Source organism: Rhizobiales bacterium NRL2 (assembly GCA_001664005.1).
In the GTDB taxonomy this organism is placed as follows: Bacteria; Pseudomonadota; Alphaproteobacteria; order Minwuiales; family Minwuiaceae; genus Minwuia.
This window is the reverse complement of the sequence record CP016093.1, coordinates 2,065,287-2,083,417: the sequence shown is the minus strand read 5'-3', so window position 1 is coordinate 2,083,417 and position 18,131 is coordinate 2,065,287. Positions and strand designations below refer to the sequence as shown.

At 66.5% G+C, this 18,131-nt stretch carries 17 protein-coding genes; 11 read left to right on the top strand and 6 right to left on the bottom strand.

Annotated features, from left to right (window positions below; genetic code table 11):
* Positions 1-6 precede the first annotated feature (6 nt).
* Together TEF_09650 and TEF_09645 are read right to left on the bottom strand one after the other, a co-directional pair.
* On the bottom strand, positions 7-1,059 hold the full coding sequence (locus TEF_09650) for a pyruvate dehydrogenase (acetyl-transferring) E1 component subunit alpha (protein ANK81030.1): 1,053 nt from the start codon (positions 1,057-1,059) through the stop codon (positions 7-9).
* Positions 1,060-1,171: 112 nt separating this feature from the next.
* Entirely contained in the window at positions 1,172-1,504 is a 333-nt protein-coding gene (locus tag TEF_09645) for a hypothetical protein (GenBank protein ANK81029.1), read from the bottom strand.
* 383 nt (positions 1,505-1,887) lie between these two features.
* On the opposite strand from TEF_09645, the gene TEF_09640 reads away from it, so the two are divergent.
* From TEF_09640 to TEF_09620, 5 genes are all read left to right on the top strand, one after another.
* Positions 1,888-2,937 carry a C4-dicarboxylate ABC transporter gene (locus TEF_09640; GenBank protein ANK81028.1) on the top strand — a complete coding sequence of 350 codons (1,050 nt, stop codon included), beginning with the start codon at positions 1,888-1,890 and terminating at the stop codon, positions 2,935-2,937.
* Positions 2,938-3,098: 161 nt separating this feature from the next.
* Entirely contained in the window at positions 3,099-3,752 is a 654-nt protein-coding gene (locus TEF_09635; GenBank protein ANK81027.1) for a hypothetical protein, read from the top strand.
* Positions 3,753-3,754: 2 nt separating this feature from the next.
* Positions 3,755-5,353, top strand: a complete 1,599-nt coding sequence (locus TEF_09630) for a C4-dicarboxylate ABC transporter (protein ID ANK81026.1) — start codon at positions 3,755-3,757, stop codon at positions 5,351-5,353.
* 99 nt (positions 5,354-5,452) lie between these two features.
* Entirely contained in the window at positions 5,453-5,800 is a 348-nt protein-coding gene (locus tag TEF_09625) for a glyoxalase (GenBank protein ID ANK81025.1), read from the top strand.
* 56 nt (positions 5,801-5,856) lie between these two features.
* Positions 5,857-6,240 carry a thiol-disulfide oxidoreductase gene (locus TEF_09620; GenBank protein ID ANK83395.1) on the top strand — a complete coding sequence of 128 codons (384 nt, stop codon included), beginning with the start codon at positions 5,857-5,859 and terminating at the stop codon, positions 6,238-6,240.
* 3 nt (positions 6,241-6,243) lie between these two features.
* Here TEF_09620 and TEF_09615 read toward each other — a convergent pair whose 3' ends face one another.
* Both TEF_09615 and TEF_09610 read right to left on the bottom strand, forming a co-directional pair.
* Positions 6,244-6,765, bottom strand: a complete 522-nt coding sequence (locus tag TEF_09615) for a hypothetical protein (protein ID ANK81024.1) — start codon at positions 6,763-6,765, stop codon at positions 6,244-6,246.
* Positions 6,762-7,376, bottom strand: coding sequence for a hypothetical protein (locus tag TEF_09610; protein ANK81023.1), 615 nt, complete (start codon positions 7,374-7,376; stop codon positions 6,762-6,764). Before TEF_09610 ends, TEF_09615 begins: the two co-directional genes overlap by 4 nt.
* A gap of 98 nt (positions 7,377-7,474) precedes the next feature.
* Here TEF_09610 and TEF_09605 point away from each other — a divergent pair, with 98 nt between their 5' ends.
* Positions 7,475-7,735 (top strand): hypothetical protein, encoded by a 261-nt coding sequence (locus tag TEF_09605; GenBank protein ANK81022.1) that lies wholly within the window; start codon positions 7,475-7,477, stop codon positions 7,733-7,735.
* A gap of 186 nt (positions 7,736-7,921) precedes the next feature.
* Here the strand turns inward: TEF_09605 and TEF_09600 are convergent, their stop codons facing one another.
* Together TEF_09600 and TEF_09595 are read right to left on the bottom strand one after the other, a co-directional pair.
* Complete coding sequence (locus TEF_09600) at positions 7,922-8,797, bottom strand: hypothetical protein (GenBank protein ID ANK81021.1); 876 nt, start codon at positions 8,795-8,797, stop codon at positions 7,922-7,924.
* 79 nt (positions 8,798-8,876) lie between these two features.
* Positions 8,877-10,445, bottom strand: a complete 1,569-nt coding sequence (locus TEF_09595; protein ANK83394.1) for an acyl-CoA synthetase — start codon at positions 10,443-10,445, stop codon at positions 8,877-8,879.
* A 747-nt stretch (positions 10,446-11,192) separates the two neighbouring features.
* Between TEF_09595 and TEF_09590 the strand changes: the two genes are divergently transcribed.
* The 5 genes from TEF_09590 (at position 11,193) to TEF_09570 (ending at position 18,129) form a co-directional block, all read left to right on the top strand.
* Positions 11,193-11,726: a peroxiredoxin gene (locus tag TEF_09590; protein ID ANK81020.1), complete on the top strand. Its 534-nt coding sequence runs from the start codon at positions 11,193-11,195 to the stop codon at positions 11,724-11,726.
* Positions 11,727-11,934: 208 nt separating this feature from the next.
* Positions 11,935-12,510, top strand: coding sequence for a hypothetical protein (locus TEF_09585; GenBank protein ID ANK81019.1), 576 nt, complete (start codon positions 11,935-11,937; stop codon positions 12,508-12,510).
* Between the two features lie 67 nt (positions 12,511-12,577).
* Positions 12,578-14,212 carry a hypothetical protein gene (locus tag TEF_09580; protein ID ANK83393.1) on the top strand — a complete coding sequence of 545 codons (1,635 nt, stop codon included), beginning with the start codon at positions 12,578-12,580 and terminating at the stop codon, positions 14,210-14,212.
* 82 nt (positions 14,213-14,294) lie between these two features.
* Entirely contained in the window at positions 14,295-15,425 is a 1,131-nt protein-coding gene (locus tag TEF_09575) for a DNA protecting protein DprA (protein ID ANK81018.1), read from the top strand.
* 103 nt (positions 15,426-15,528) lie between these two features.
* A complete protein-coding gene (locus TEF_09570; protein ID ANK81017.1) occupies positions 15,529-18,129 on the top strand; it encodes a DNA topoisomerase I in 2,601 nt (866 codons plus the stop codon).
* The last annotated feature ends 2 nt before the right edge of the window (positions 18,130-18,131 follow it).

Sequence of the window (18,131 nt, the reverse complement as noted above, 5' to 3'; positions counted from 1 at the left end):
CTCCCCTCAGGCCTCGCGCAGGATGTCGGTATAGAGTTCGGACGGATCCGGCTCCGGGCTCTGCTGGGCGAACTCGGCCGCGTCGGAGACGATACCCTTCACCTCGCGGTCGATCGTCTTCAACTCGTCCTCGCCGGCCTCGAACTCCTCCAGCAGCCGCGCGCGGACCCGTTCGATCGGATCCTTCTCCTGGCGCATCTTGGCCACTTCCTCCTTGGAGCGGTACTTGGCCGGATCCGACATGGAATGGCCGCGATAGCGATAGGTCTTCATCTCCAGGATGATCGGCCCGTTGCCCTCGCGCACGTGCTTGACCGCCTCCTCGGCGGCGGCCTTGACGGCCAGCACATCCATGCCGTCGACCTGCCGCCCCGGGATGCCGAAGCTCTCGCCGCGCTTGGCGAGTTCGACCTGCGCCGAGGACCGGGCGACCGAGGTGCCCATGGCGTACTGGTTGTTCTCGATCACGTAGATCACCGGCAGCTTCCACAGCGCCGCCATGTTGAAGGCCTCGTAGACCTGACCCTGGTTGGCGGAGCCGTCGCCGAAATAGGTCACGCTCAGCGCGCCCGTTCCCTTGTACTTCTCCGCCATCGCGAGACCCGTGCCGAGCGGCACCTGGGCGCCGACGATGCCGTGTCCGCCGTAGAAGTTCTTCTCCCGGCTGAACATGTGCATGGAGCCGCCCTTGCCCCTGGAATAGCCCCCGGCGCGGCCGGTAAGTTCGGCCATCACCCCGCTCGATTCCATGCCGCAGGCCAGCATGTGGCCGTGATCGCGGTAGGACGTGATCACCTTGTCGTCCGGCGTCAGCGCCGCCTGGATGCCGACGACGACCGCCTCCTGACCGATGTAGAGGTGACAGAAACCGCCGATCAGACCCATGCCGTACATCTGGCCCGCCTTCTCCTCGAAGCGCCGGATCAGCAGCATTTCGCGGTAGAAGGACATCAGTTCGTCCTTGCTCGTCTCCGGCGGCGCGGCCTCCGCCTTGGCGGCGCCGGCGCGGCTGCGCGCGCGGGGCGCCCGGCTGGAACGGCTGCTGGTGGACTTGGCCATGCTTCCTCCCCGGCCCTGTTCGGGCCACTCACCTGGCGACGGGACACGGCGGACAGTAACGCACAGATTTTCACCCTCTGCACGGCGAAACTCCGCGTTAACCCGGAATCGGTTACCGCCCTGCCGCGGAAGGCCCGGGGTGCAGGATGACAACCTCGTCGGGGCGGCTCCATCCGAGGATGCGCCGCGCCTGCTCCTCCAGGATGTCGCCATCAATCTCGGGGCCGCGGATCAGTTCCACCCGGCGTCGGAGCCGCTCTTCGCGCGCCTGCAGGTCCTCAAGTCTTTCCTGCTGATGCCCGGCCTCGGCCTCCAGTTTCCTGAGCGCGACCAGGCCCCGCTCGCCATAGGCGGCGTGGAATCCGAAATAGAACACCAGGGCCGCGCCGATGAGCGGGGGCGCGAACTTCAGCAGGTGTCTCGATCCGGCGGGCGAAAGGGTCATCGGCGAATCGAATCAGAACCGATTCGCCCGGTCAAACGGATTGCGCCGCCTTCATGTGCTTTTTCCGCTGAAGGGGCCAAAGCGTTGCCGAATTGACTCTTTTCCAACGCACCGGACGGCTGACGCGAGGTCATCCTCGATCGATCGGCGCCATGCCGTCGAAGGGCAAATACTCATGAGTATAGTTTTTGATACCGATCAGTAAAAAAACACCTCGGCTCTGTTCTTTTCTGATTGCGGCCATTGCGTCATGCGCGCAGGCGAGGCTAAATGGCCGCAACGAGGCGTCAGAAGAAGCGCCCGCTTTACCTGCGTCCAACTGCAGGGACCCGGCGAAACGCCGGAGGAAAAAGGGACCGGTGGTCCGCAAAGGGAGGTAGATCATGAATCTCATCAAGACGTTGGGCGCGGTAGCGCTTGCGGCGAGCGTGACGCTCGCCATGTCGGCATCGGAAGCCGACGCGAAGAAGGTCCGCTGGAAGCTGCATTCCGCCTTCGGCACGAACGTGGCGGTTCTGGGGCCGGTCGGGCCGCGGATCACCGGCTGGGTCGACAAGGCTTCCGCCGGCGATTTCGACATCAAGGTGTTCGAGCCCGGCGCGCTGGCCGGCGGTTACGCCTATTACGACCCGATCAGCCAGGGCGCGTTCGAGGCGGCCTACGGCACGCCGGGCGCCAACCAGGGCAAGAACTCGGTCTTCGCCTTCCTTTCGACCTGGCCGTTCGGCCCGGGCGCGCTGGAGTTCAACGCCTGGCTGCAGTACGGCGGCGGTGTCGAGCTCGGCAAGGAGTTCTACGGGCGCGACAACATCGAATACTTCTACTGCGGCATGATCCCGCCGGAGACCTCCGGCTGGTTCCGCAACAAGATCACCAGCCTCGACGAGCTGAAGGGCCTGAAGATGCGCTTCTTCGGCATCGGCGCGAAGGTGATGCAGAAGTTCGGCGTGGCCACCCAGCAGCTCGCCGGCGGCGATATCTATCCGGCGCTGGAACTCGGCACCATCGACGCCACCGAGTTCTCGATGCCCGCCATCGACCGTACGCTCGGCTTCTACCAGATCGCCAAGTACAACTACTTCCCCGGCTGGCATCAGCAGTCCACGACCAACGAGTTCCTGGTGAACCGCGACAAGTGGAACGAGCTGGACGACCAGAAGAAGGCGATCTTCGAGATGGCCTGCACGGCCAATATCGGCGTGGAACTGGCCGAGGGTGAAGCCCTTCAGTCCGCGGCGATGATCGCCAACGAGAAGGACGGCGTGGAGAATGTCGACTGGTCGCCGGAGATCCTCGACCAGCTCCGCGGCGCCTGGGGGGAGGTGCTCCAGGAGGAGCTTGCGGCCAATCCGGACGTCAAGCGCCTCTGGGACAGCTACACCGCCTTCCACGAGGAGTACAAGATCTGGGGTGAGCGCGGCTATCTGAAGTAGTCCGGCGTGACGCGGCGGCGGCCGCCAGCGGCCGCCGCCGCACCCGGTTTTGCAACGACCGGCGTGAGTACCCGCGCCGGTCGATTCTTGCCAACGGCACGGGCCCCAGCAGCGTCAGATCCGGGTCCGCGAACGCCCAGGAAGACGGGACTCCAGACAAGATGCTCAAACTCGCCGACGCGGCCGACCGTTTCTCCCGCTCCATCGGGAAGGGGGCGAGCTGGCTGATCCTGCCGCTGATCATGATCATCATGTTCGACGTGATCACGCGGAAGATCGACATCATCAAGGAATGGTCCGCAGAGATCACGATCCACTACGGCTATTCCGTCTCCTTCATCCTGCAGGATCTGCAGTGGCACATCCACGGCGTGCTGCTGATGCTGAGTTTCGGCTTCGCCTATCTGATGAACGCCCATGTCCGCGTCGACATCTTCCGCGAAATGGGCTCTCGGCGAACCCAGTGCTGGATCGAATTCATCGGCCTGATCCTGTTCGCCATGCCGTTCCTGTGCTTCATGCTGGCCAAGTCCATCGACATGGTGGCCCTTTCCTACCATCAGGGTGAGGGGTCGGAATCGATGGTCGGGATTCCCTGGCGCTACGTCATCAAGTCGGCGATGCCGATCGGCTTCTTCGTCATGCTGATCGCCGCCTTCGCCATGACCATACGCGTCGCGGCCTATCTCTGGGGATCGCCGGACGCGCGGGTCCGCGCCGAACAGGACATCCCCTTCTTCACCGATATCGACGTGCTGCCGAAGGTCTCCCTGGACGACGGGCCGGAAGTCCTTTCGGTCGAGGGAGAGCGCTGACGATGGAATTCTTCGAATGGCTGATTGACGATCACCTCTACGACTACATCGGCGGCTACATGTTCCTGGCGCTGGCCATGGCCCTGTTCACGGGCCTGCCGGTCGCTTTCGCGCTTGGCGGCATCTCGCTGATCTTCGGCCTGCTGGGCATTGCCATCGGCGTGCTGGACTACGCCATCTTCTATCAGGTCATCAACCGCATCTGGGGCGGCGACGGCGCCTCGGGAGCGGTGCAGAACCCGATCCTGGTGGCGATCCCCTGTTTCGTGTTCATGGGCACCATGCTGGAGCGCAGCCGCGTCGCCGCCGACCTGCTGCACATTCTGCAGATCATGCTGCGCCGCGTTCCCGGCGGCCTCGCGCTCTCGATCACCGTCATGGGCACCATCATGGCCGCGACCACCGGCATCATCGGCGCCTCGGTCGTGATGATGACCCTGCTGGCGCTGCCGACCATGCTCCGGCGCGGCTACCAGCATTCGCTGGCCACCGGCACCATCGCCGCCAGCGCGACGCTGGGCATCCTGATCCCGCCCTCGATCATGCTGGTGCTGATGGCCAACCTGCTGGCGGTGTCGGTCGGCAACCTGTTCATCGGCGCGGTGCTGCCGGGTCTGGTGCTTTCGGGCCTCTACTTCATCTACATCATGACCCGGGCGACGATTAACCCGAGCGTCGCCCCGCCCCTGCCCGAAGACATGATTCACGTCGATCCGACGAACTTCCGGAACGTCGCCGTCTATTTCTCGGTCACCGTGGCCATCGTGATCGCCGTCTACGTCCTCTCGCGACTGGGCATCGACTGGGTGAACTGGTCGCTGATCGGCTTCCTCGCCATCTTCACCTATTCGATGATGATGGGCCGCAAGGAGGGCAACACCATCTTCGGCGGCATCCTGAAGGGCTTCGTGCCGCCGATCTTCCTGATCATCATGGTGCTGGGGTCGATCTTCGCCGGCTGGGCCACCCCGACCGAGGCCGCGGGCATCGGCGCCTTCGGCTCGATGATACTGGCCGCCTTCAACCGCACGCTGACGAAGGAGGTCGTGCGGGAAGTCTGCCACCGTACGGGGCTGACCACGGCGATGATCTTCTTCATCTTCGTCGGCGCGACGGCGTTCTCCACCATCTTCCGCAACGTCTATGGCGAGGATCTGATCATCGAGCTGATCGAAGTCCTCGACCTGGGCGCATGGCCGCTGCTGTTCCTGCTGATGTTCTCGGTCTTCCTGATGGGTTTCTTCTTCGACTTCCTGGAGATCACCCTGATCATCCTGCCGGTCTTCGCGCCCGTCATCCAGGCCTTCTCGCCCGAGTTCGCAAGCCATCTGGGCGTCGAGGGCCTGCCCTTCCAGCAGATCCAGGAACAGGTGATCTACTGGTTCGCGATCCTGGTGGCCGTGAATCTGCAGACATCGTTCCTGACACCACCATTCGGCTTCGCGCTGTTCTACATGAAGGGCGTGGCGCCGCCTGAGGTGAAGATGCAGTCGATCTACCGGGGCATCATCCCGTTCGTGACGCTGCAGGTGATCGGTCTCGGCGTCGTCATCCTGTTCCCGCAGGTCACCCTCTGGCTGCCCAGGCTGATGCTGCAATAGCGCGGCGTCCGGGGGGCGGCGGAGGACCGACCCCCGGCCCCGCTGCAATCGCAGACCCGAGGCCCATATGCGGGGAAACGGAACCCCGGGAGGCCGACAATGAAACTGTATGGCGTACGCATCTTCGTCGACGACTTCGACAAGGCGCACGAATTCTATTCCGACCTGCTGGCCCTGCCGACCAACTGGCGGGCCGACGGGATGCGGGCCGCCGGCTACGGCCTGGAGAATGCGGAGCTGATCGTCGAGGAGGCGAAGGCGGCCGACAAGGGCCTGGTCGGCCGGTTCGTCGGCATCTCGATGACCATCGACAACATCGGCGCCGCCTACGAGACCCTCAGCGGCCGGGGCGTGCGCTTCGAGGGCCCGCCGGAAAAGCAGGAATGGGGCGGCACGCTCGCGCATTTCCGCGACCCGGCCGGCAATGTCCTGACCCTGCTGGAATAGGGCGGGAGAGGCCCGTGACCGGTGACGGCGGCGACCTGCCCGAGCACCTGCTGATCATGGACGGCGATTGCGCGCTGTGCTCCGGCGCCGCACGCTGGATCGCCCGCCACGACAGACGCGGCGAGTTCCGTATCGCCACGGCGGCCAGTCCGCTGGGGCGTCGGCTTCTGGCCGGACTGGGCCTCGACCCGGACGACCCCGAAAGCTGGCTCTACATCGAACGGGGACAGGTCCGGACCTCGCTGGAAGCCGTGATCGCCGCCGGCGCGCGGCTGGGCGGCGCCGGACGCCTGCTCGGCGCCTTCAGGGTCCTCCCCCGCCCGGCGCAGAACTGGCTCTACCGCCGCATCGCGCGCAACCGCTATGCTCTCTTCGGCCGGGCCGAACTCTGCGCCCTGCCCGACCCGGAACTGCAGCGGCGATTGATTGGCGGGGTGTGACGCTCAGACCGCGTTGTGGACCCCGCCGCCCATGAGTTCCTCGACGAACAGGCCGACGAGCTGGGTGCGGTTGGAAACGCCGGCCTTGGCGTAGACACGGGCGAGCTGGGCCCGGACGGTACCCTGCGCGGCGCTGCGGAAGCCGGCGATCTCGGCCACGTCGAAGCCCTTCAACGCCAGCATCGCCACATCCGACTCCGCCGGAGTCAGTTTCCATCTGGCGAAATAGCTGTCGATCAGTTCGACGAAGGCGCCGGATGCCACCGACAGCGCGGCTTCGGCGCGCTGGTTCCGTTCCAGCGTGCGGCGCATCTCGAGCCCGCCAAGGACGACGCCCGCCACCAGCATCAGGGCGACCAGCGCTTCGAAGGCCGTGTGCAGATCGAGACCGACACGGCCGAAATCGGTGATCACATCGCCGACGAAGAAGACAGCACAGAGCGCCTGGACGGCCAGCAGGACGGCCAGGATGGCCGCCCGCCGGTCGCCGGCGCCGTGTCCCGGATCTTTCTGCCTGGCGGTCATTCGCGCCGGGAACGCGGCGTCTCCCGCCGGCCCGTCACCATCTGCCGCGCCAGGTTCACCCCGGACAGACGGCTCTCAAGGATCACGCCGCCGACATGCAGCGCGGCAAGCAGCAGGAGCAGGTTGGCGAAGACCTCGTGCACCTCTTCCAGAACCTCTTCCCCCTCGTCGTCGTGCCCGTCCTCATCGTGGGTTTCGTAACGCTCCACCTGAGCGTCGGAAGCGGCCGGAAAGGGCGAACTTTCCATCATCACGCCGGTCACGGAAACCAGCGCCAGGGAACCCCAGAGGGCATAAACCATCAGGGCCCCAAGCGGATTGTGGGAATCATGCCGCCGGTGACGGCCGGTCATCAAGTCGCCAATGTGCCCCAGCGCAGCCGAGAGGCTCGGCGGGAAGGCCGAGAACCGGGCCGGCGCGGTGCCCACGACCCCCCACATGACCCGCAGCGCCAGCAGTCCGAGCGCTACGTAGCCGATCCAGATGTGGGCCAGCGCGTGTTCATCGATCACCAGACCGTTGAGCAGCACCGCTGCCGCCACGCCCCAGTGGGTGAGACGGACCAGGGGATCCCATATGCGGTCCGGCGCTTGACCTGCTTCGGAGGCCATCAGTCGTCTTCCCGGACGCGGAGAACGCGGCCGTCCGCGCCATCGACATCGATCTCGTAGACCCGCCCGTCGCGGATCGCCTTTATCTCGACCCGGCCATGCTCGCGCTCCATCCGCACGATGCGGTAGCCTTCGTCCGTCAGTTGGCGGACAATATCGTCATCGATCGCCCGGGCTTCGGCTTCGCCGCGGCGATATCCTTCGTCGTGACCTTCCCGACTTTTCCGGCCTTCATCGTCCCGGTCGCCGCGCGTTTCGTGCTCACGGTCGCGCTGCCGGTATTCGCGTCGCTCATGGTCGCCATATTCGGCGCGGACGCCACGGTCGTCGCCCTGGCGATCGGACGCCATTACAGGTGAGGCGATCAGAAGTGGCGCGGTCAGGGCAAGCATGATCATGGCCTTCATCGGACATCTCCATCTCCGGTTCGCGGCGTCGCAGCCGCCCCCTTTCAATGGCGCACGGACCCGGGGTCCGGTATCGACCCGGCGCTTACAATGCCCCGCATAAGCGCATGCTTATGCCGGGATTCCCCGGTTTCCGCCTCAACGCCCGGCCAGGCGGCGTTCGCGGTAAAATGTATAGATGCCGGTGACCACGACAATGGCCGACCCGATCAGGGTCCAGCGGTCGGGCCAGTGGCCGAAGACGACGATGCCGGAGAGGATCGCCCAGATCAGGATGGTGTAGCGGAAGGGCGAGATGAAGCCGATATCGCCCACCCGCATCGCCGCCACCGATGACGTGTAGCCGGTGATCAGGAAACAGGCCGCGCCGCCCAGCAGGGCGATCTCGTAGCCGCCGATGGGCCGCCATTCCTGCGTCGGCGCGAAGACCGCGCCCATCAGCGTGATGAAGAAGGCGGTCAGCAGGGCGACGAAGGCGGACGGAATCGACGCCGTCAGCCGCCGGGTCATGATGTCCCTGAGCACGATGAAGCAGACCGCGGCCAGCGCCCAGAGCGAATAGGCGTTGAAGCCCTCCGAGCCGGGCCGGACGATGATGAGGACGCCCGCGAAGCCGACCAGAATGGCGCTGTAGCGCCGCCAGCCCACCGGCTCCCGCAGGAACAGCGCCCCCGCCAGCGTCACCGCCAGCGGCATGGACTGCAGGATCGCCGTGGCGTTGGCGATGGGCATGTTGAACAGCGCCTGCAGGAAGCAGTAGGTGCCGCCGACCTCGCCGACGATGCGCCAGGCGAGGATCGTCCGGTCGCCGCGCGGGACGGAGACCATCAGGGCGCCGCGCCGCCAGGCGATGAGCGCCAGCATGGTCGTGGCGAACAGCCCGCGCACCAGCAGGGCCTGGAAGAACCCCACGTCCGCCGAGGCGAGCTTCATCATGGCGTCGTTGATGCCATAGCCGGCCATGCAGACCGACATCAGCAGCGCGCCCCGGAGATTGTCGGCCGACGAGTTCATCGCGCGATCTGGCGCGGAAGCGGCGCGGCCCGCAAGCGCGAACTTCGCCGGACCGTCATTCGCAGCACCCGGCAGGCAGTCAGTTCACCTGCCGGTCCCGGCCTTCCCAGTAGGGCGCACGCAGTTCCCGCTTCAGGATCTTGCCCGACGGGTTGCGCGGCAGCTCGGCGACGAAATCCACCGACTTCGGGGCCTTGTACCCGGCAATGCGCTCCCGGGCGTAGGCGACCAGCTCGTCCTCGGTCAGGCGCGCGCCTTCCTTCAGCACGACCACGGCCTTGACCGCCTCGCCCCACTTCGCGTCGGGCACGCCGATCACCGCGATGTCAGCGATCGCGGGGTGGCCGAACAGCGCGCTCTCCACCTCGGCCGGATAGATGTTCTCGCCGCCGGAGACGATCATGTCCTTGATGCGGTCGTGGATGTAGAGATAGCCGTCCGCGTCCAGATAGCCGGCATCGCCGGTGCGGAACCAGCCCTCGCGCAGCACCGCCGCGGTCGCCTCGGGGCGCTTCCAGTAGCCCTTCATGTTCTGCGGCGTACGGCAGATGATCTCGCCGACCTCGCCGGCCGGCATCTCCCGGCCCTCGTCGTCGACGATGCGGATCTCGACCGCCTCGTGGGCCTTGCCGCAGGACTTCATGCGCGGGCCGCCCTCCGGACGGTGTTCCTCGGGCGGCAGATAGGTGATGGCGCCTGACGTCTCGGTCAGGCCGTAGACCTGGGCGAAGTCGCAGCCGAACAGGCCGACGGCGCGCTGCAGCAGGTCCAGCGGGATCGGCGAGGCGCCGTAGATCACCAGCCGCAACGAGGAGAAATCCGTGTCCTTCACCTTCGGATGCTGGGTCAGGAACAGGATCACCGCCGGCACGAACAGCACGATCGAGACCCGTTCGGTCTCGATGGTCTCCAGGATCAGGCCCGGATCGACGTCGGCGTGCAGGATGTTGGTGCAGCCCGAGTAGAGACCGACGATGCCCCAGCCGCCGCCGGCAATGTGGAACAGCGGCATGCAGATCAGGTTGACGTCATCCGCATTCCAGTTGGCCCAGCGCCGTGTCGCCGCCGGCATCAGGGACATCAGGTTGCAGTGCATCAGTTCGACGCCCTTGGGGTGCCCCGTGGTGCCGGAGGTGTACATCTGGCAGGCCGTGTCCGTCTCCAGCACCTCGACGCCGCATTCATGGTCGCCGCCCCGGTCGCGCCAGGCCAGATAGTCCGTCCATTCGTCGTCGGCAAAGTCGACGGCGACGATCCGCTTCACCGTCGGCAGGTCGCCCGCGATCCGGCGCACCAGGGCGGCATGGGCGGCATCGACGAAGAATATCTCGGCCCCTGCGTCGTTGACGACGAAGGCGACCTCCGGCGGCGCCAGACGGAAATTGACCGGCACCAGAACGACGCCTGCCTTGGCGGCGCCGAACTGAAGTTCGAAGAAGCGGTCGGTATTGGCGGCCAGCAGCGCGATGCGCGCGCCCTTGCCCAGGCCCGCGGCGCGAAGCGCGTTGGCGACCCGGTTGGTCGATCGATCGAGATCCGCATAGCTGTGTTCGCGGCCGCCGAACTTCAGCGCCGTCTTGCCGCCTCGTTCGGCCGCATGATGACGAAGAATGTCGCCCAGAACCTTCACAGCTTGCCTCCCTCGGATCCACCCTGCGACGGACCTACAGCCAGCGCTCCGACGGCGCAAGCCGATGCGCACCGATCACCGCCGGCCGGCGGGAGCGCCTTTGAACGGATCGGGACCGGCGATCCGCCGGCCCAGGCACGGCGGGCTGTGACATCGGTCATTCAAGAGATGGAATAATTCCATTTGGCATTGTCAGAAACGTTGGAAGCCCCATTTGCCTGAGCAGTGGCAAGGGACAGCCCGCGCCACCGATTGCATCCGCGCCGGCATCTCCGTTCCGGCGAGGATCGCGGTATTCCGTGACCGCGTTGTGACCAACGCGATGCCCTTCCGTGATCCTGCTGGCGTTGTGCCGGAGCGATACCAGATTGAGGACAGTCGGGCGCGGTAGCCGGATCGCCCGACGCACCAAGGGAACGGCGCGGAACCGCATCTTCCATGCCCATGGAGCGGATGCGGCGCTCGCGCCTCGGAGGACCCGGCCACCCCCTCGGCCGGGTCCTCCCCCGCGGCGCAGGGCCACCGCCTGCTGTCCGCTCACCCCTGTTACCGGTTCGGCCCGCGGCCCGCACATTGCGTAGCGTCCGGCCGCGCCGCGAGCCGGAAAGGAAGCCTTCGCCGCTCCGGCGGCGGAGGCTTCCACCTCCGTGCCACGCTGCCGGGCGATCATCTTTATATTAAAATCATTCTAATTCGTATTGACGTGCCCGTCCCCGACGCCTAAATCGGGATCATCGAACAACACACGGGCAAAGGAGATTTTTCATGCGCGTCCCATCCGTAACCTTCAAGACCCGCGTCCGCGACGAATCCGTCGAGGGGCCGAACAAGTTCCGCTGGCAGGACCGGACATCCGACGAGATCTTCAAGGGCCGCAAGGTCATCGTCTTCGGTCTGCCGGGCGCCTTTACCCCGACCTGCAGCTCGACCCACCTGCCCCGCTTCGAGGAGCTCCACGACCTGTTCATCGAGCAGGGCGTCGACGAGATCGTCTGCCTGTCGGTCAACGACGCCTTCGTGATGTTCCAGTGGGGCCGTCACCAGGGCATCGAGAAGGTGACCCTGCTGCCCGACGGTTCGGGCGAGTTCACCTCCAAGATCGGCATGCTGGTGAAGAAGGACAATCTCGGCTTCGGCTATCGCAGCTGGCGCTATTCCATGCTGGTCGAGGACGGCGAGATCGTCGAACTCTTCGAGGAGCCCGGCAAGGGAGATGACGTCGAGGGCGATCCCTTCGAGATCTCGAGCGCCGACCACATGATCGACGTCGTGCGCAAGCGCTACGCGAAGGCCGCCTGACCCGCATCGACAACGCAGCGTCAAGGAAATCCCCGCCGGGCCCCCGGCGGGGATTTTTCGTTGCGCCCGGTTCGCAACCTTCCCCCCCCACATCGCCGGGCGGCGGCGCGATACAGACGAACTGTCCTTGCCGGTTTAACCAAAACGAAAGCTCCTCCCATTACCACTTCGAAATGATCGGCTTCGAACAACCCCCAGGAGGAACGCCATGAACAACTTCGTCCGGACGGCCCTCGCCGCCGCTCTCGCCCTCGCGGTCCTGCCGGCGGCAGCGAACGAGTTCCGCGCCCCGCTGGAACAGCTCGCCCGGGGCGAGATCCGCAACATCGTCAACGACGCCACGGTCGTCGCCGCCATCAACGCGCAGAACCAGAAGACTGCCGGACTGGGCCAGACCGATATCGACGATCTCGACAAGAAGTGGCGCGCCGAGGTCGACGGCGGCGGTGGCGAACTGATCTCCGAAGTCCTCGCCAACAACCTCTCCGGCTATCTGAAGACCCGCAAGGAAGCCGCAGGCGGCCAGTTCACCGAAATCTTCGTCATGGACGGCAAGGGCCTCAACGTGGGCCAGTCCGACGTCACCTCCGACTACTGGCAGGGCGACGAAGCCAAGTGGAAGGAAACCTTCCTGGCCGGCGCGGACTCGATTCACATCAGCGATGTCGAGCTGGACGAGTCGACCCAGACCTATCAGAGCCAGGTCAGCGTTCCGATCGTCGATCCCGCCAGCGGCGCCGTGATCGGCGCGGCGACGTTCGGCGTCGACGTCTCCTCTCTCTGAGCCGACGGAGAACCCGGTCATGACCGAACAGACCCAGTCCGCGCCCGCCCCGAAGCGGAAGGGCGACATCCGCCGCTTCCGCGGCCTAGGGGCGCGGCTCATCGCCGTGGTGCTGCTCGGCGTCGTCGCCGGGTTCACCGCCATCATCGCGCTTCAGTTCACCGCGGAGCGCGAGCGCGTCCGGGAATTCGTCGCGGCCGGCAATCTGGAGCAGACCCGGCTTCTGGCCGCCCAGGTCGGCGGCGCCGTACGCTTCGGCAAGGTCGAACACATCCGCGACGCCTACCAGCCCCTGACAGCCGGCGAAGGTGCGGCCGTGGCCGCCATCCGCGTCATGAAGGCCGACGCCGGCGCCATCGTCGAATACAATTCGGAAGCTCTGGCCGCCGCGGACGAAGCGGCGATCGAGGCCGCGGTGACGCAGTCCGCCGAGACCGGCGAGCCGTTCAACGCGATGGCCGGCGGTCAACAGGTCGTCGTCACGCCGATCCGCTTCGGCCCGAACAATGACGTGGTCGGCGCCCTCGCCATGGTCTGGGACTTCGGCCGCGCCGACGCCGAGATCCTGTCGGGCGCGCTGGAGGCGCTGGTGATCGCCGGCGCGATCGCCGCCGCGCTGCTGGCCGGCATCGTCTTCATGATATCGCGCATGGTTTCCTACCCCATCCTGCGCATGAACCGCCGCATGCAGGCCCTGGCGGCCGGCGACACCGGGGTCGCGGTCCCCTATCTGGACCGCCGCGACGAGATCGGGGCGATGGCGAAGTCCATCGAGGTGTTCAAGCGGAACGCCGTCGAGAAGGCCGAACTGGAGTCGCGTGAACGCGAAACGGAGACCCGCGCCGAAGCGGAACGCAGGGCAGCGATGCAGGAACTCGCGGGCGAATTCGAGCATGCGGTGGGCAACATCGTTAAGGCCGTCTCCAGCGCCGCCACCGAGTTGCAGGCCGCGGCCCAGGCCATGACGGCCACCGTGGACGAAACCAACAACCGCTCCGCCGCCGTCGCCAGCGCCTCCGAGCAGGCATCGGTGAACGTCCAGACCGTGGCCTCGGCGACGCAGGAAATGTCGAACTCGATCCGCGAGATCGGCCGCCAGGCGTCCGAATCCTCGACACGCGCCGGCACCGCCGAAAGGGAAGCCGACGAGACGGTCGTCACCGTGCAGCAGCTTGCCGACACGGCGGAGAAGATCGGCGAGGTCGTGGCCCTGATCAAGGAAATCGCCGAGCAGACCAACCTGCTGGCGCTCAACGCCACCATCGAGGCCGCCCGCGCCGGCGACGCCGGCAAGGGCTTTGCGGTCGTCGCATCCGAGGTCAAGACGCTCGCCAATCAGACCGCCAAGGCGACCACGGACATCGCCGAGCAGATCCAGGCCATCCAGGCGGCGACCGGCAGTTCGGCCGCCGCGATCTCCCGGGTGACCGGCGCGGTCAAGGAACTGTCCGGCATCGCTTCGACGATCGCCGCCGCAGTGGAAGAGCAGACCGCAGTCACCCAGGACATCTCCCAGAACGTGCAGCAGGCCGCTTCTGGCACGCAGGATGTCTCGGTCAACATCTCCGGCGTCACTGAGGCGGCGAGCCAGTCCAGTTCCGCAGCCGCCCAGGTTCTCGCTTCGGCCGGCGATCTCGCGCATCAGGCCAACGCCCTCAACGCCGAGATCAACGGCTTCCTGGAGCGTGTGCGCGCCGCCTGACCCCGATGACCGGCGGCTGTCCTGCAGCCCCCGCCGCCCGCCGGCGGGGGTTGTTCGTTTGTACCGGACGCGCAACCGGTGCATGCTGCCGGCCATGAAACCGGCGGACACCGATGGCGAACGACTGGCCCGGCTGCGGCTGATCCGCAGCGAGAACGTCGGCCCCGTGAATTTCATGCGCCTGCTGGCGCGGCTCGGCGACGCCGAGGCGGCGCTGGAGGCGCTGCCCGATATTGCGCGCCGCAATGGCCGCCGCAGGCTGCGGGTGGCGTCCGTCCAGCAGGCGGAAAGGGAAGTCGAAGGTCTTCGCCGCATCGGCGGACGGCTGATCATGGCCGGCGACCCCGACTACCCGGCCCGGCTGGCGCAGGCGGAAGGCGCGCCGCCGGTGATTTCCGTGCTGGGTGACGCCGGGCTGCTGGAACGGCCGACGGTGGCCGTCGTCGGCGCCCGCAACTGCTCCGCCAACGGCCGCACGCTCTGCCGCCGCATCGTCGGCGAACTGGGCGCCCAGGGCCATGTCGTGATCTCCGGCCTCGCCCGCGGCATCGATGCCGAGGCCCATCGCGCCAGCCTCGATACCGGAACCGCAGCCGTCGTCGCCGGAGGCGTCGACATCTTCTATCCGCCGGAGAACGAAGCCCTGCAGAAGGAAATCGCCGAACGCGGCGTCGTCCTGGCCGAACAGCCCCTGGGCGCGGAACCCAAGGCGCGGCATTTTCCCCGCCGCAACCGGGTGATCTCCGGGCTCTCGCTGGGCGTTCTGGTGGTGGAGGCGGCATTGCGCTCCGGCACGCTGATCACGGCGCGCTACGCCGGCGAGCAGGGCCGCGACGTCTTCGCCGTGCCGGGTTCGCCGTTGGACCCCAGGGCCCGCGGCGCCAATCGCCTGATCCGCGAGGGCGCGCGCCTGGTGGAAAGCGCCGACGACATTCTCGAGGAGCTTGCCTCGGGCCGCACCAGCCTGTTCCAGCCCGTGCCGGCGCGCTTCGAGGGCCCGGCGGAGGATGCCGGATTCGCTCTCGATCCGGGCGACGAGGCGCGCAGCGCCCTGATCGAGGCCCTGTCGCCGGAACCGGCAGAGGCCGACGTGCTGATGCGGGCCAGCGGCCTCGGTCCGTCCGATTTCAACGCGCTCATCGTGGAGCTGGAGATCGCTGGCCGGGTGCAGCGTCATGCCGGCAACCGTTACGCCCTCAATCATGACGGGTAACACGTCCCGGCCGCGAGGGCCGTTGACAGCCTATGGGCCAGCCCCCATTTTCGCCGCTCACTGATCGGGCCTAAGGTCCCCTCCCCCAACGCGCTGAGGTGCCATGGACGTCGTTGTCGTCGAGAGCCCGGCCAAGGCCAAGACCATCAACAAGTATCTGGGGTCCAACTACACGGTCCTGGCATCCTTCGGTCATGTGCGCGACCTGCCCTCCAAGGACGGTTCGGTCCTGCCGGAGGAAGATTTCTCCATGACCTACCAGGCCGACCCGAAATCGGCCAAACACCTGAAGGCCATCGCCGACGCGGTGAAGGATGCGGACCGGCTGGTGCTGGCGACCGACCCCGACCGCGAGGGCGAGGCCATTTCCTGGCACGTGCTGGAGGCGCTGAAGTCCCGCCGGGCGCTGAAGAAATCAGTCGAGGTGGAGCGCGTCGTCTTCAACGAGATCACCAAGGGCGCGATCACCGAGGCGATGAAGCACCCCCGGGCGATCGACATGGACCTCGTCAACGCCCAGCAGGCGCGCCGGGCGCTGGACTATCTGGTCGGGTTCACGCTGAGCCCGGTGCTCTGGCGCAAGCTGCCGGGCGCGCGCTCCGCGGGACGGGTGCAGTCCGTCGCGCTCCGGCTGATCGTCGAGCGTGAACTGGATATCGAAAAGTTCAGGCCGCAGGAATACTGGTCGATCAAGGCCGTCTTCCGCACCGCCGCGGGGGAGGATGTCACCGCACGCCTGACGCAGGTCGACGGACGCAAGCTGGACCGCCTGGACATCAAGACCGAGGCGGAAGCGATGGAACTGGCCCGCCGCGCCGAGGCGGGCAGCTTCACCGTGGGCGAGATCGAGACCCGCCAGACCAGCCGCCGGCCCTGGCCGCCCTTCATCACCTCGACCCTGCAGATGGAGGCCTCGCGGAAGCTCGGCTTCAGCGCGCGCCAGACCATGCAGGTGGCGCAGAAGCTCTACGAGGGCGTGGACATCGGCGGCGAGACCATCGGCCTGATCACCTATATGCGGACCGACGGCGTCCAGCTCGCCTCCGAGGCCATCGACGCCATCCGGGCGACCATCGGCGAGGAATACGGCCGGCCCTACGTGCCCTCCAAGCCACGTCACTGGGCGACCAAGGCAAAGAACGCCCAGGAAGCGCACGAGGCGATCCGCCCGACCGACGTCACCCGCACGCCGGAGCAGATGAAGCGCTATCTCTCCGCCGAGCAGTCCAGGCTCTACGACCTGATCTGGAAACGCACGGTGGCCAGCCAGATGGCCGATGCACGCCTCGCCCAGACCGGCGTGGACATCCCGGACGCGGCGGGCGGCATCGTCTTCCGCGCCACCGGCACGGTGGTCGAGTTTCCGGGCTTCCTGAAGGTCTACGAGGAGGGGCGCGACGACACCTCCGACGACGATGACGACCGCCGCCTACCGAAGCTGACCGAAGGCGAGGGCCTCGACCGCCGCGACGTGCAGCCGGACCAGCACTTCACCCAGCCGCCGCCGCGCTACACCGAAGCGACGCTGGTGAAGAAGCTGGAGGAACTGGGCATCGGCCGGCCCTCCACCTATGCCTCGATCCTCTCGGTGCTGCAGGACCGCGACTACGTCACCCTGGAGAAGAAGCGCTTCGTGCCCCAGGACAAGGGCCGCGTCGTCACCGCATTCCTGATCAACTTCTTCAGCCGTTATGTCGAATACGACTTCACCGCCTCGCTGGAGGAGGAACTGGACGACATCTCTGCGGCCAAGGAAGACTGGAAGGAGGTGCTGCGGCGCTTCTGGAAGGACTTCTCGGCGGCGGTCGACGAGACGAAGGAACTGCGGATCGGGGAGGTGCTGGAGGCGCTGAACGATTTCCTGGCGCCCTCGCTGTTCCCGGAAAAGGAAGACGGCTCCGACCCGCGCCTGTGCCCGAACTGCGCCGAGGGGCGCCTCAGCCTGCGCCTCGGCAAGTTCGGCGCGTTCCTGGGCTGTTCCAACTATCCGGACTGCAAGTTCACCCGCCGCCTGGGCGGCGACGACGATCAGAAGAAGGCCGAGATGGAAGGCGACCGGGAGATGGGCGTCGACCCTGCCACGGGCGAGACCATCTGGCTCAAGATCGGCCCCTACGGCCCCTATCTGCAACTCGGCGAAGGCGCCCCGGGCGAGAAGCCCAAACGCGTCTCCCTGCCCAAGGGGCTGGAGCCGAACGACGTCGATCTGGAACTGGCCATCCGGCTGATCGCCCTGCCGCGTCATGTCGGCGAGCACCCGGAGACCGGCAGCCCGATCACGGCGGGCATCGGCCGCTACGGTCCGTTCGTCGAACATGAGAAGAAATACGCCAATCTGCCCGACTGGCGCGAGGTGCTCGACGTCGGCATCAACCGCGCCGTCACCGTGCTGGCGGAAAAGAAGAGCGGCGGACGGGCGCAGCCGAAAGCGCTGAAGTCCCTCGGCGAGCATCCGGAAGAAGGCGGCGAGGTACAGGTTCTCGACGGCCGCTACGGTCCCTATGTAAAGCACGGCAATGTCAACGCGACGATCCCGAAGGACGTCGATCCGCAGTCCATCACCATGGACGAGGCGGTGAGGTTGATCGCCGAACGTGCGGCGAAGGCCGGCAAGGGCAAGAAGAACACGAAATCGAAGACGACGGCCGGGCGCACGGCGAAGACATCGACGAAGAAGGCCCAGCCGAAGTCGAAAGCGAAGTAGGC